This window comes from Lysobacter sp. Soil_C_59, assembly GCF_057656415.1.
This window is the reverse complement of sequence record NZ_JBDGKK010000006.1, coordinates 70,984-84,242: the sequence shown is the minus strand read 5'-3', so window position 1 is coordinate 84,242 and position 13,259 is coordinate 70,984. Positions and strand designations below refer to the sequence as shown.

The 13,259-nt window shown below is 67.6% G+C and carries 8 protein-coding genes and 2 riboswitches; of the genes, 3 read left to right on the top strand and 5 right to left on the bottom strand.

Annotated features, from left to right (window positions below; all coding sequences use genetic code 11):
- Positions 1-154: 154 nt before the first annotated feature.
- The 5 genes from pyk to AC3A3Q_RS12885 form a co-directional block, all read right to left on the bottom strand.
- The gene (pyk, locus tag AC3A3Q_RS12905) at positions 155-1,621 is read right to left on the bottom strand and encodes a pyruvate kinase (RefSeq protein WP_487586626.1); all 1,467 of its coding nucleotides are present in this window, start codon (positions 1,619-1,621) and stop codon (positions 155-157) included.
- Positions 1,622-1,941: 320 nt separating this feature from the next.
- Positions 1,942-2,583, bottom strand: coding sequence for an HAD hydrolase-like protein (locus tag AC3A3Q_RS12900; RefSeq protein WP_487586625.1), 642 nt, complete (start codon positions 2,581-2,583; stop codon positions 1,942-1,944).
- Between the two features lie 82 nt (positions 2,584-2,665).
- Positions 2,666-4,930 (bottom strand): tetratricopeptide repeat protein, encoded by a 2,265-nt coding sequence (locus AC3A3Q_RS12895; protein WP_487586624.1) that lies wholly within the window; start codon positions 4,928-4,930, stop codon positions 2,666-2,668.
- Positions 4,927-6,963, bottom strand: coding sequence for a DUF3857 domain-containing transglutaminase family protein (locus tag AC3A3Q_RS12890; protein WP_487586623.1), 2,037 nt, complete (start codon positions 6,961-6,963; stop codon positions 4,927-4,929). Before AC3A3Q_RS12890 ends, AC3A3Q_RS12895 begins: the two co-directional genes overlap by 4 nt.
- 66 nt (positions 6,964-7,029) lie before the next feature.
- Entirely contained in the window at positions 7,030-8,202 is a 1,173-nt protein-coding gene (locus AC3A3Q_RS12885) for a phosphoglycerate kinase (protein WP_487586622.1), read from the bottom strand.
- Between the two features lie 161 nt (positions 8,203-8,363).
- A riboswitch (cobalamin riboswitch) is annotated at positions 8,364-8,601 on the top strand.
- 326 nt (positions 8,602-8,927) lie between these two features.
- Here AC3A3Q_RS12885 and AC3A3Q_RS12880 point away from each other — a divergent pair.
- The 3 genes from AC3A3Q_RS12880 (at position 8,928) to AC3A3Q_RS12870 (ending at position 12,926) form a co-directional block, all read left to right on the top strand.
- On the top strand, positions 8,928-11,288 hold the full coding sequence (locus AC3A3Q_RS12880; protein WP_487586728.1) for a ribonucleoside-diphosphate reductase subunit alpha: 2,361 nt from the start codon (positions 8,928-8,930) through the stop codon (positions 11,286-11,288).
- 233 nt (positions 11,289-11,521) lie between these two features.
- Entirely contained in the window at positions 11,522-12,532 is a 1,011-nt protein-coding gene (locus AC3A3Q_RS12875) for a ribonucleotide-diphosphate reductase subunit beta (RefSeq protein ID WP_487586621.1), read from the top strand.
- On the top strand, positions 12,519-12,926 hold the full coding sequence (locus AC3A3Q_RS12870) for an acyl-CoA thioesterase (protein ID WP_487586620.1): 408 nt from the start codon (positions 12,519-12,521) through the stop codon (positions 12,924-12,926). Before AC3A3Q_RS12875 ends, AC3A3Q_RS12870 begins: the two co-directional genes overlap by 14 nt.
- A 75-nt stretch (positions 12,927-13,001) precedes the next feature.
- A riboswitch (cobalamin riboswitch) is annotated at positions 13,002-13,180 on the top strand.
- Positions 13,181-13,259: the final 79 nt, after the last annotated feature.

Below are 13,259 nucleotides of genomic sequence, written 5' to 3'. Positions count from 1 at the left end.
GGTGGAGGGATTGCTAGCGCCAACGCGGCCGGATTGATCCGGCGGCCATCACGCCGCCTTCGCACGGTGTGCAGCATTGGTAGGAGCGAGCTTGCTCGCGATCAGCGGCTCAGACGCATGTTCGCGAGCAAGCTCGCTCCTACGGCAGGCGAGACTAGAGCTCGCCCAGGCCTTCGGCGGTGCCGTCCGCACCGACCTGCAACAGGCGCAGCGTGTTGGTCGCGCCGTGCTGCTGCATGTGGTCGCCGCTGGTGAACATGACGCGATCACCGACGCTGAGGCGGTCCTGGTCGTACAGTTCCTTGATCGCGCTGCGCGCGGCATCGCGCGAGCTCAGGCCGCGGCTGTCGAAGGCATAGGCGACGACATCGCGCATCATCGTCATGCGACGACGCGCGCCGTCATGGCGCGACATCGCGAAGATCGGCACCTGCGAGCGGAAGCGCGACAGGAAGCGCGCCGTGCCGCCCGATTCGGTCATGGCGACGATCGCACGCACGCCGATGTGCTCGGACAGGAACATCGCCGCCATCGCGATCGCCTGGTCGGCGCGCTCGAGGTTGCGCGGAGCGGCCTCGAAATCGGTGTCGCGGTTGAACTGGCGCTCGGCGCCAAGGCAGATGCGCGCCATCGCCTCGACCGCCTTCACCGGATAGCGGCCGGCGGCCGATTCCTGCGACAGCATGACCGCGTCGGTGCCGTCGATCACGGCGTTGGCGACGTCGAGCACTTCGGCGCGGGTCGGGATCGGGCTGTCGACCATCGACTGCAGCATCTGCGTGGCGGTGATCACCACGCGGTTACGCTCGAGCGCCTCGCGGATGATCTTCTTCTGCAGGCCTGGCAGTTCGGCATCGCCGATCTCCACGCCCAGGTCGCCGCGGGCGACCATGACCACGTCGCTGGCGTCGACGATCTCGGAAAGATTCTCGATCGCCTCGGCGCGCTCGATCTTCGACACCAGCGCGGCGTCGCAGCCGGCAGCGCGGGCGATGCGGCGCGCCTCGTTCATGTCCTCGGCGTTGCGGCAGAACGACACCGCGATGAAGTCGGCGCCCAGTTCGGCCGCGACCAGGATCAGTTCCTTGTCGCGCTCGGTCAGCGCGCCCAGCGACAGGCCGCCGCCCTGCTTGTTGAGGCCCTTGCGGTCCGACAGCGCGCCGTCGTTGAGGACGGTGGTGATGATGCGCGCGCCCTCGATCGCACCCACGCGCAGCTGCAGCAGGCCATCGTCGAGCAGCAGCACGTCGCCCGGGCGCACGTCGTCGGGCAGGCCGAGGTAGCTCACGCCGACCTCGCGCAGGTTGCCCGCAGGGGCATCGGCGCTGGCGACCAGGTCGAAGCGGTCGCCGGCCTTGAGCAGGACCTTGCCTTCGGCGAAGCGCTCGATGCGGATCTTCGGACCCGGCAGGTCGGCGAGGATGCCGACTTCCACGCCGACACGCTTGGCCGCTTCGCGCACGGCTTCGGCGCGGGCGACCTGCGAGGACGGATCGCCGTGCGAGAAATTGAGTCGGACTACATCGACGCCGGCAGTGAGCAGTGCGTCGAGGACGCCCGGCGGATCAGTGGCCGGGCCGAGGGTGGCGAGGATCTTGGTGCGGCGCTGGGTGGTCGTCATCGAATGCTGCTTCGCCTGGTGCGGATTTGTCGGTGCGGATTCGCTCGAGAGCGAATCCGTTGATTCAGGCGACGCTAGCACAGCTGTGCGGTCATTCGAATTGAATACGCATGCAATCCGCGATGCGGGTCGTCCATACCGCGGGGGATGTGCGGAAGTGGTCTGGAATCACCCCACCAAAAGCAGACCACCCCCTCTCCCTGGCGCTTTGCGCGCCTGTCCCTCTCCCACAAGGGGAGAGGGCAACGCCCGGATTGCGATTGCTCCCTCTCCCCTTGTGGGAGACGGACAGGCCGGCAGAGGGGAAGCGGCGAAGCCGCTCAGGCTGCCACCAGCCCTCGCAACTCACTCGGCGCGGCCGCCAGGTGCAGCGCCCCCGCCTCGCGCAATTCCGCCTCGCCACCAAAGCCCCACAGCACGCCGACATTTCGCATGCCGTGGTGACGCGCGCCTTCGATATCCATGCGCCGGTCGCCGATCATCCAGCACTCGTCGGCGGCAACGTCGAAGCGCCGCAGCGCTTCGGCGATCAGCTGGTCCTTGTGGCTGATGCGGCCGTCCAGGGTCGCACCGACGATGTCGTCGAAAAGGTGCCCGAACGGCAGGTGCGCGGCGATCTTGCGTGCGTGCGGCTCGTTCTTGGCGGTGACCACCGCCAGGCGATGCCCGGCCGCATGCAGCGCCTCGATGGTCTCGCCGATGCCGGCATAGACCTCGTGCTCGGCCCAGCCGTGGCTCTCGAAACGGTCGCGGTAGTGCAGTACCGCCTGCTCGACGTCCTGCGGATCGTCCAGCAGCGGACCAAAGCTGGTGCGCAAGGCCGGGCCGATCCAGCGCCGCAGCTCCGACTGCGGCGGCACCGGCAGGCCCATCTTCACCAGTGCGTACTCGACGCAGCGGGTGATGCCGACGGCTGAGTCGATCAGCGTGCCGTCCATGTCGAAGAATACCGTGGCCTTCATGATGCGCGCGTTTTCCGTCGGGGGAGGTCGGGCCACCATTGGACCCGACGCCCCCTGCCCCGGCAAGGCGGAAATCTGGCGGTTACAGCGACTTCCTGTCTTCCTCGTCGATGTAATGGCGATTGGCCCGGTACAACGCCAGGCGCTCGCGGAAGCTGTCGGCCGTTTCCTTGTAGTCCGGCTGCTTGCTGGCAAGCGCGTCGGCGCGCTGCAACGCCAGCGCCTGCAGTTCCACCGCGCGCTTGAAATCGCCCGCGGCGGCGTGGCAGGCCGCGACCGTGTCGAGTTCGGGCAGATCCAGCAGTTGCGGGTCGTCCATCTTCGCCACCGTCTGCATCCCGCGCTTGGGATCGAAGCTGTCGGGATAGGGCGAGGTGCACGATGCCCACGCCAGTTCGTTGTAGGCCCCGCTCATGCCGGCGTCGGCGCTTTGCTCCCACAGCGTGAATGCCTGCGCGCGCGCCTGCGGCGTCTGGCCGTTGTGGTACAGCCAGCTGCCGTAGGACTTGCTCGCCCAACCCTGCCTGGCCGCGAGCGGCGCCTGCAGCCAGCGCTTGGCCTTCGCTTCGTCGACCTTGCCGAAGTCGCCGTACAGGTAACCCAGGCCCAGTCGCGTCTGTGCGTTGAGGTCGCCCTTTTCCGCCACCGGCAGCAGCCACTGCATCGCCTGCTTCGGGTTCTTCTTCATGCCCAGGCCCCGTGTCGCCATGTCGGCCAGGCTGACCCGGGCACGCGCCGCGTAGTCGCCATCGGCCAGCGACTGGAATATCTCCAGGGCGTTGCTGGCCTTGCCTTCCACGCCGGGACGCTCGGACGCGTAGAGCGCGCCGAGATCGAACAGCGCTTCCACGTCGCCGCCGTAGACCGCCGGCAGCAGCCACTTCTCGGCCAGTGCCCACTGCCCTTCGCGGTTGCGATCCTCGGCCATGTGGCGCAGCGCCCAGGGCTGGCCACCCTGCGCGGCCTCGAACACGTAGCGCTGGCCGCGTTCGGTGTCGCGCGCACCGGTGCCGTACAACAGTTCCCACCCGTACAACGCCTGCGCCTTGACGTGGCCGGCATCGGCGGCCTTCTCGAGCGCCAGCAGGCGCAATTGCGGCTCGCCCTGGCGGTCGTGGTAATCGGCGATCAGGGCGAACCCGGTGCCGTTGCCATTGATCGCCGCGCCGGAGAGAAAAGCGATGTCGCCTGCTTCCAGCTTCGGCTTGGACGGCGACAACACCCTGCGCCGCAATGCTTCATAGCGGGCGAAGCCGTTGCCGTCGGCGGCGGCACGGTCCAGGCGTTTCTGCAGCGCCACAGGCATGTCGGCATCGGCGATCGGATCGTCGTGCAGGCGCATCCACATCCGGGTGAACTCGGCGGTGGCGCCGTAGTTGGGCCAGCGGCGATCGGCGGCCTCGAGCAGGGCCCACGCCGCGGCCTCGTCGCGCTCGACGCCAAAGCCCTGCAAATAGGCGTAGGCCAGCAGCACCATCGGCAATGCCTGCTGGTGCTCCGCGCGCGGCAGCACCGCTTCGACGAAGCCTTCGCCACAGGACGCAGTCGGTTTTGCGCCGCACACTTCGACCCACTCGAATGCAGCGCGCAGGCCGCCTTCACGCGCGACCGGCCGCAATGCGCCCAGCTTCTGATCCAGACCATCGCTGTCGCGCGAATCACGCACGGCCTTGATGTCGCGCGCGGAAAGCTCGGCGTCCCCGCTGGACACCATGCTGACGACCAGGCCATTGCGCAGCACGGTCAGGCCATGGTTGGGTTCGTCGCGGGCGATCTGGTACATCGTGTCGACGAAGTCGAACGTGAGATGGCGCTCGACTTTGGCTTCGGCATCCCAGCCGACGACGACCATCGGGAAATAGCGCTCCGGTCGTGGCCATTCGTACGTCACCGACAGCACCTGCATGCCGCTGGCGTTGACCAGGGCGGTGGCGTCGGCGGCACCGAGCACGCGGATCGGGTGGTTGTAATCGCCGGCCTGCGCCAGGGCATGCCTGGACAGGGCCGCCAGCGCCGTCATCTCGCGCTCGGCCGCGGCGTCATCGGAAACAGACTCCGCGCACAGGTAGGCGACACGCCGGACCAGGATGCTGACGGGGGCGACGGCGATCGCCTTGTTGATGTCATCGCGGTGCTGGACACAAGCGTCGGCATTGACCTGGCTGCCGTCATAGGCAACGGTTTCCATCAGGTCGAACGCGCCAATCGCGGTGTCCAGTTCGCCCTTGGCGAGGAACTGCTGCCAGGCCTGGACCGGATCGAAAGCCGGCGCGGCCGGCGAAGCCGCGGTGGCAGGCAGGCTCAACGCCAGCAGCAAGGATGCGCACAGGGGTAGGCGACGGGTCATGGCGTCTGTGTCTCCGCGATCACCGACTTGAGCAGGGACTTCAGGCGCTGGTCGCGATCCTCGCGCTGTTGCGCCAGCGGCAACTGGAAGCGCAGGCGTGCCGACAGGCTGTCACGCAACTTGCGCAACTCGGCCACATGCGCCGGCACCTGCCCGGCACTGATGTCGGTGGTGAGCACCTTCATGTCGTACGTCAGGTTGATCCTGCCGGCTTCGATCTTCAGGTCGCGCCGATAGGTGAAGCCCGGCGAAGCGTGGCTGGACGACTCGTCCTGGAAGGACGGCTTCCAGCCCTTGGGCACGTCGACATGCATCTCGTGGCGCAGCCTTACCGGCTGGGCGAAGAACAGCGGTCCGTTGCGCGACATCGACGGCGGCAGCGCGCTCGGACGGTCCAGCGCCTCGGCGAAGACATCCAGCGCCTTGCCGCCGTCCTCGCTGTCGAAGGGATTGAGCAGGCGGTAGCGCTCGATCAGGGTCAGGCGGTTGCGATCGAGGTCGTCCTGGACCACGGCCGGCGTGGCCACCTCGACCTCGCCGAAGCGCTGGCGGTAGTAGTCGGAATATCGCCGCGACACTTCCTCGATGCGCTGGCCGGCGAAGGTCCGGCGGACGTTGTCGGCAGTGCGGCCCTGGTAGGTGGTCTCGACGTCGAGCATCACCTCGCGGCCATCGGCAGCGGGAACGAAATGCTCGTTGACCGTCACCTGCACGTCGGCGTTCTTCGGTGCCGCGATCGTCTCCGGCGCGGTGACACCGGCGGCGACGGCAAGCGCCACGCCGTACAGACTCTGGTCGCTGTCGCGCGGATCGCCGCCCTGCGCGGTCAGTGTCGGATCGATCCACAGCACGTCGTCGCCGACCTGCGCGCGCACGATCACGTGGTTGAACACCGACGCGGCCGGCGTGAAGCCGGCGATGGCGCGCCCGCGCGCGGTCGACACCAGCGCCGGTGCGGCGCGGATCCCCATGCGCTCGAGCAGCGTCACCAGCAGGTAGGCCTTGTCCTTGCAGTCGCCGTAGCGGCGCGTCCAGGTGTCGGCGGGCGGCGTGGGACGGTGCGAGTTCTCGCCCATCTCGACACCGAAGTAGCGCACCTGCTCCTGCACGGTGCGCAATGCCACCTTCACCTGCGCATAGGGATCACCGAGCTTGCGCCACTGGCCGATCTTCGCTTCCAGGTCGGCCGGCATGGCGCCGGCCTTGGGATACAGCGGCAGCGCCCAGTTCACCACGTCGCCCCAACTGCGCTTGCGCGCCACCCAGGCAACCGGGAACGGCTGGTACCAGATCGGGTAGTTGTCTTCGTCGACGTAGGCCGGGACGCCGTGACCGACGAACAGCGCCTCGGTGCGGCCATCGACCTGGGCGATCCGCGGCGCCGGCGCATTGTTCTCGCGGTACACGTTGAGCTCGCTGCCGCCGTCGTAGACCGCGCGCAGGCGCGCGTCGAGCACGGGGCTGCGCCAGCCGAAGGTCAGTGCGTCCACCGTGTTGCCGGCCAGCACCGGGTTGCTGCCGGTGATGGTGTAGTTGATGCGGACGACGTCATCGACGCGGACATCGTCGAGCACGATCAGTGCCGTGACCTCGCCGTCTGCCAGGTCCTGTTCGAACTCGCTCTCGCGGCGTGCCAGCGAGATCCGATCCGGCGCCAGTCGGGTCTGCCATTTGCCTGCGCGGCGCAGTTCGACGCGATGGATCGTCAGTTGCTGGTAGCCGGGATTGAACTCGATCTGGAAGCGGCCGGCGTCACCGAGCAACGAGGCGGCCTTGGCCTCGTAGACGTAATCGACGTAGAAATCGTCGTGGCCCTGGCGATGGTCGATCTGCACGTCGTACAGCCAGAAGCGCCACGGCGCCCCGCTGGCGCCGGGCGCACTGGCGTCCCACCGTGCCGGCACGTCGTGGCGCTGCACGAAGGCAGGCGCATCGGCCACCTTGAAGCGGAATTCACCGCGCTGGTACTCGACCTCGCCCGCGCACACCGAACCAGCCAGCAGCCATGCCAGCAACCCCCATGCAATACGCATCCACCGCCCCCTGTTTTCCCCTGCATCGAATACTAATGGAACAGGAGGCGGGTGGAAGGTGGGGGGTCAGCCCCGCGCCTTGAGGGCGGTCACGGCCGGCAGTTCCTTGCCCTCGAGGAACTCGAGGAAGGCGCCGCCGCCGGTGGAGATGTAGGACACATCCTGCTCGATGCCGTACTTGTCGACCGCGGCCAGCGTGTCGCCGCCGCCGGCGATCGAGAACGCCTTGCTGGACGCGATCGCACGCGCGAGGGTTTCGGTGCCCTTGCCGAACGCATCGAATTCGAACACGCCGACCGGGCCGTTCCAGACCACGGTGCCGGCGGCCTTGATCAGCTCGGCGTAGCGCGCCGCGGTGTCCGGGCCGATGTCGAGGATCATGTCGTCGGCGCCGACGGCGTCGACGGCCTTGACCGTGGCCGGTGCATCGGCGGCGAAGGCCGGGGCGACCACGACATCGGTCGGCACCGGGATGTCGGCGCCGCGCGCCTTGGCGTCGGCCATGATCTTCTTCGCGGTGTCGATCAGGTCGTTCTCGACCAGCGACTTGCCGACGCCGTAGCCCATGGCGGCGATGAAGGTGTTGGCGATGCCGCCACCGACGATCAGCTGGTCGACCTTGCTGACCAGCGACGACAGCAGCTCGAGCTTGGTCGAGACCTTGGAGCCGGCGACGATCGCCAGCAGCGGACGTGCCGGGTTGTCGAGCGCCTTGGCCAGCGCGTCGACTTCAGCCATCAGCAGCGGGCCGCCGGCGGCGAGCTTGGCGAAGCGGATCGCGCCGTGCGTGGAGGCCTGCGCGCGGTGGGCGGTGCCGAAGGCGTCCATGACGTAGACGTCGCACAGCGCCGCATACTTCTTCGACAGCGCCTCGTCGTCCTTGCCCTCGCCGACGTTCATGCGGCAGTTCTCCAGCAGCACCAGCTGGCCCGGTGCGACGTCGACGCCGTCGACCCAGTCCTTCACGAGCGGCACGTCGATGCCGAGCAGCTCCGACAGGCGCCTGGCGACCGGCGCCAGCGAGTCTGCCTCGCTCCACACGCCTTCCTTCGGCCGGCCCAGGTGCGAGGTGACCATCACCGCGGCACCCTTTTCCAGCGCCAGCTTCATCGTCGGCACGGCCGCGGTGATGCGCTGTTCGGAGGTGATGCGACCGTCGTCGATCGGCACGTTGAGGTCTTCGCGGATCAGCACGCGCTTGCCGGCGAGGTCGAGGTCGGACATGCGGAGGATGGACATGGGCAGTGGCCTTTAGAGCCCTCCCCTTCAAGGGGAGGGTTGGGTGGGGATGGGTTTGGCGACCACGCATTCTCCCTTCGACATCCCCGCACGGCAAATCCGCACCAGCACTCACTCACAACTTATCCACAACATTTAGCGTTGACGGATCACCCAACCCCCACTATGTTGTGGCCGTCGGTGCCGACCTCGCGGTCGGCTTAAAAGGGAAGTCCGGTGCGGCCACGCTCACGAGCGAGCGGCCAACTCCGGCGCTGCCCCGCAGCGGTAGTGGAAACGAACGCCGTCATGGCACTGGGCACGGGCCTGGGAAGCGACGGTCAGTAGGTGAGGTGCCAGCGGCTTACGCCCGGCCCTCGCGTCCAGAGCCCGAAGACCTGCCGACAGCCGCGCGTTGCACACCGCGCGGTGACCGGCCAGCGAGTCTTCGGAGGGAAGACGGTCGGTGTCGCAGGGTGGCGCCCGTTTTCTCTCGAGAAACGCGCCCGCCACCACAGGCCCGTCTCGGCCTGCGCGACGCCGCAACCGCACGCTTCGGAACCCGCGCCACGTTGCCTTCGAGGGAAGGTCAACGAGCCGTGCGCCCACGCACCGGAGCTACCACCATGACCACCACCACCGACGCGCCTGCCGCGAGCAAGCCTGCCGTCAGTCCCCATGCAGCCGCCACTGCACAGATCGAGTCCGCCGGCTTCACCCTGACCCCGCCGGCCGCCAACCTCACCATGACGGTGACCAAGCGCAATGGCCGCCGCGACCCGGTCGACCTCAACAAGATCGTGCGCGCGGTGACGCGCAACTGCGAAGGCCTGTTCGCCGTCGATCCGATGCGCGTGGCCACCCGCACCATCTCCGGCCTGTACGACGGCGCGACCACGCGCGAGCTCGACGAACTGTCGATCCGCACCGCCGCCCTGCTCACCGCCGAAGAACCCGAATACGGCCGCCTCGCCGCGCGCCTGCTCGCCGGCGTGATCGAGAAGGAAGTCGCCGGCATCGAGATCCATGCGTTCTCGCAGTCGGTGCAGCGTGGCTTCGACCTGGGCCTGATCAACGAGCGCCTGCTGACCTTCGTCCAGGCCAACGCGCGCAAGCTCAACGACGCGATCGACCCGACCCTCAACCAGCGTTTCGATTATTTCGGCCTGCGCACGCTCTACGACCGTTACCTGCTGCGCCACCCGACCGCGCGTACGGTAATAGAAACGCCGCAACAGTTCTTCCTGCGCATCGCCTGCGCACTGAGCGAGGACGTCAGCGACGCGTTGGCGCTGTACCGGCGCATGGCGCAGCTGGACTACATCCCCAGCTCGCCGACGTTGTTCAACTCCGGCACCACGCACGAACAGCTGTCGAGCTGCTTCCTGCTCGACTCGCCGGAAGACTCGCTGGAAAGCATCTACAAGCGTTACATGGACGTGGCCAAGCTGAGCAAGTTCAGCGGCGGCATCGGCCTGAGCTACACCCGCATCCGCTCGCGCGGTTCGCTTATCCGCTCCACCAACGGCCTGAGCAACGGCATCGTGCCGTGGCTGAAGACGCTCGATGCCTCGGTCGCCGCGGTCAACCAGGGCGGCAAGCGCAAGGGCGCGGCCTGCGTGTACCTGGAGCCGTGGCACGCCGACGTCGAGGAGTTCCTGGAACTGCGCGACAACACCGGTGACGAGGCGCGGCGCACGCACAACCTCAACCTGGCCAACTGGATCCCCGACGAGTTCATGCGCCGCGTCGAGGCCGACGGCGACTGGTCGCTGTTCGACCCGGCCAGGGTGCCGCAGCTGACCGACCTGTGGGGCGAAGCCTTCGATCGCGCCTACCACGCCGCCGAAGTGGCCGGCCTGGCGGCGCGCACCGTCAAGGCACGCGAGCTGTACAGCCGCATGGTGCGCACGCTGGCGCAGACCGGCAACGGCTGGATGAACTTCAAGGACAAGTCCAACCGCGCCTGCAACCAGACCCTGCGCGAAGGCAACGTGGTGCACCTGTCGAACCTTTGCACCGAGATCCTGGAAGTCACTTCGCAGGACGAGACCGCGGTGTGCAACCTGGGCTCGATCAACCTGTCGCATCACGTTGAACTCTTCTCCGAAGGCCCGGTGCATGGCGAAGACGGACGCTTCGACTTCGAGAAGCTTGCCGAGACCGTACGCCTTGCCGTGCGCCAGCTCGACCGCGTGATCGACCTGAACTTCTACCCGATCGAGACCGCGCGCCGCGCCAACCTCAAGTGGCGCCCGGTCGGCCTGGGCGTGATGGGCCTGCAGGACGTGTTCTTCAAGCTGCGCATGCCGTTCGACTCCGACCGGGCGCGTGCGCTGTCGAAGCAGATCGCCGAGGCCGTGTACTTCCATGCACTGTCGGCTTCCAACGAGCTGGCGATGGAGCGCGGCCGGCATCCGTCGTTCGCCGACACTCGCGCCTCGCAGGGTGAGCTGCAGTTCGAAGCCTGGGGCGTGGCGCCGTCCGACGCCCACGGCTGGGACAGCCTGCGTGCCCGCATCGCCGAGCACGGCCTGCGCAACTCGCTGCTGATCGCGATCGCGCCGACGGCGACCATCGCCTCGATCGCCGGCTGCTACGAGTGCATCGAGCCGCAGGTGTCGAACCTGTTCAAGCGCGAGACGCTGTCGGGCGACTTCCTCGTCGTCAACCGCTACCTCGCCGAAGAGCTCAAGACGCTCGGCCTGTGGACGCCGGAACTGCGCGACCGCATCAAGATGGCCGAAGGTTCGATCCAGGGCATCACGCAGATTCCAGAGTCGTTGCGCGCGGTCTATCGCACCGCGTGGGAACTGCCGATGCGCTCGCTGATCGACATGGCCGCCGACCGCGGCGCCTTCATCGACCAGAGCCAGTCGCTGAACCTGTTCATCGAGAGCCCGAACATCGGCCAGCTGTCGTCGATGTATATGTACGCGTGGAAGAAGGGCCTGAAGACCACCTACTACCTGCGCTCGCGCCCGGCGACGAAGATCGCCAAGGCCACCGTCAGCGGCGTCGCCGAAGCGGCCAAGCCGGAGTACACGGCGGTGGAAGCGGTCGCGTGCTCGCTGGAAAACCCGGAAAGCTGCGAGGCCTGCCAGTAGCAAGTAATCCGTCATTCCCGCGAAGGCGGGAACCCAGCGCCGTTGCGCTTAACTGCAGCAAAGTCACTGGGTTCCCGCCTTCGCGGGGATGACGATGTCTTCGGCGGTGGCCATTGCCACCGCCCCACAAGAACCTTCCCTTCAGCCGGCGTGCGACGCGCGAACTGCCTCCCTCCCCCCGCGGAACGCAGCGTCGAACGCCTCTGAAGGGCAAGGTCCACCGAGGCAACACCATGTCCGACATACGCCTGCTCGACCCCGGCTTCGACCTCACCCTGCGGCCGATGCGCTACCCGCAGTTCTACGAGATGTACCGCGACGCGATCCGCAACACCTGGACCGTCGAAGAGGTCGACTTCTCGCTCGACGTCAACGACCTCAAGCACAAGCTTGGGCCGGCCGAGCGTCATCTGATCGAGCGTCTGGTGGCGTTCTTCGCCACCGGCGACAGCATCGTCGCCAACAACCTGGTGCTGAACCTCTACCAGCACATCAACGCGCCCGAGGCGCGCATGTACCTGTCGCGGCAGCTGTACGAGGAAGCGCTGCACGTGCAGTTCTACCTGACCCTGCTCGACACCTACCTGCCCGACCCGGTCGCGCGCGCCAAGGCGTTCGATGCCGTGCAGAACATCCCGTCCATTCGTGCCAAGGCCGAGTTCTGCTTCAAGTGGATCGACTCGATCCAGGACATCCGCCGCATCGAGACGACGGAGCAGCGCCGCCAGTTCCTGCTGAACCTGATCTGCTTCGCCTGCTGCATCGAAGGCCTGTTCTTCTTCGCCGCCTTCGCCTACGTCTACTACCTGCGTTCGCGCGGCCTGCTGCACGGCCTGGCCTCGGGCACCAACTGGGTGTTCCGCGACGAGAGCTGCCACATGGCCTTCGCCTTCGAGGTGATCCGCACCGCGCGCAGCGAGCAGCCGGAACTGTTCGACGACGAACTGCAGCGCCAGGTCGTGCAGATGCTGGAGGAAGCGGTGGAGTGCGAAATGCAGTTCGCCCAGGACGTTCTGTCGGGCGGCGTCGCCGGCCTGTCGCCGAAGGACATGCGCCAGTACCTGCAGTACTGCGCCGACCAGCGCCTCGCGCAGTTGGGCATGCCGCGCCATTTCGGCGCGACCAACCCGTTCGCCTTCATGGACCTGCAGGACGTGCAGGAAGTGACCAACTTCTTCGAGCGTCGCGTCTCCGCGTACCAGGTGGGCGTGCAGGGCGAGGTCGCCTTCGATGCCGCGTTCTGAAGCGGCTGCGCCTCCCATCGAAGCGCGCATGACGGAGATAGTGTTCCCCGACCACACCAACCACCTGGGCACGCTGTTCGGCGGCCAGGCGCTGGCGTGGATGGACAAGGCCGCCTTCGTCGCCGCCTCGCGCTATGCGCGCAGCACCGTGGTCACGGCGCGCTCGGAACAGATCGACTTCCACGTCGCCGTGCCCAAGGGCGCGCTGGTCGAGCTGGTCGCACGCGTGGTCGCCACCGGCCGCAGCTCGCTGCAGGTGGAAGTCGACATGCATCGGGAGGACCTGATGACCGGCGACATCCAGCTGGCCACGCGCGGCCGCTTCACCATGGTCGCGCTGGACATGCACGGCCAGCCGACGCCGGTCCCCGCCCTGGTGCCATCGGCCGATTGACGCCTCCTGCCGACGGGGCTAACGTTAGCGCCGTCGTGGTGATCATCGCTTCATAAAGATGGAGCGATGTGACAAGCACCGCCGGGCAACCGGCGGCGCCAGAGGGAATCCGGTACGGACGCCAGTCCAATTCCGGAGCTGCCCCGCAGCGGTATATGGGAACGACCGCCATCCATGCACTGGGCTTTGCCCGGGAAGCGGTGGCCAGTAGGTGGGGACCTCGTGTCCCCGCGCCCACGAGCCCGAAGACCTGCCCCGACCGGAGGGTCCGCCCTCCGTCCGACCCCCGACCGCACGGCTCGCGCCGCGCGGCCGGTTCGCCCGCGGGGGCGA

Excerpts from the sequence above, each read along its gene's own strand:
- AC3A3Q_RS12875 (WP_487586621.1), top strand. The coding sequence starts at position 11,522 with ATGTCCGACATACGCCTGCTCGACCCCGGCTTCGACCTCACCCTGCGG.
- AC3A3Q_RS12880 (WP_487586728.1), top strand. The coding sequence starts at position 8,928 with ATGACGGTGACCAAGCGCAATGGCCGCCGCGACCCGGTCGACCTCAAC.
- AC3A3Q_RS12895 (WP_487586624.1), bottom strand. The coding sequence starts at position 4,930 with ATGACCCGTCGCCTACCCCTGTGCGCATCCTTGCTGCTGGCGTTGAGC.
- AC3A3Q_RS12890 (WP_487586623.1), bottom strand. The coding sequence starts at position 6,963 with ATGCGTATTGCATGGGGGTTGCTGGCATGGCTGCTGGCTGGTTCGGTG.
- pyk (WP_487586626.1), bottom strand. The coding sequence starts at position 1,621 with ATGACGACCACCCAGCGCCGCACCAAGATCCTCGCCACCCTCGGCCCG.
- AC3A3Q_RS12900 (WP_487586625.1), bottom strand. The coding sequence starts at position 2,583 with ATGAAGGCCACGGTATTCTTCGACATGGACGGCACGCTGATCGACTCA.
- AC3A3Q_RS12885 (WP_487586622.1), bottom strand. The coding sequence starts at position 8,202 with ATGTCCATCCTCCGCATGTCCGACCTCGACCTCGCCGGCAAGCGCGTG.
- AC3A3Q_RS12870 (WP_487586620.1), top strand. The coding sequence starts at position 12,519 with ATGCCGCGTTCTGAAGCGGCTGCGCCTCCCATCGAAGCGCGCATGACG.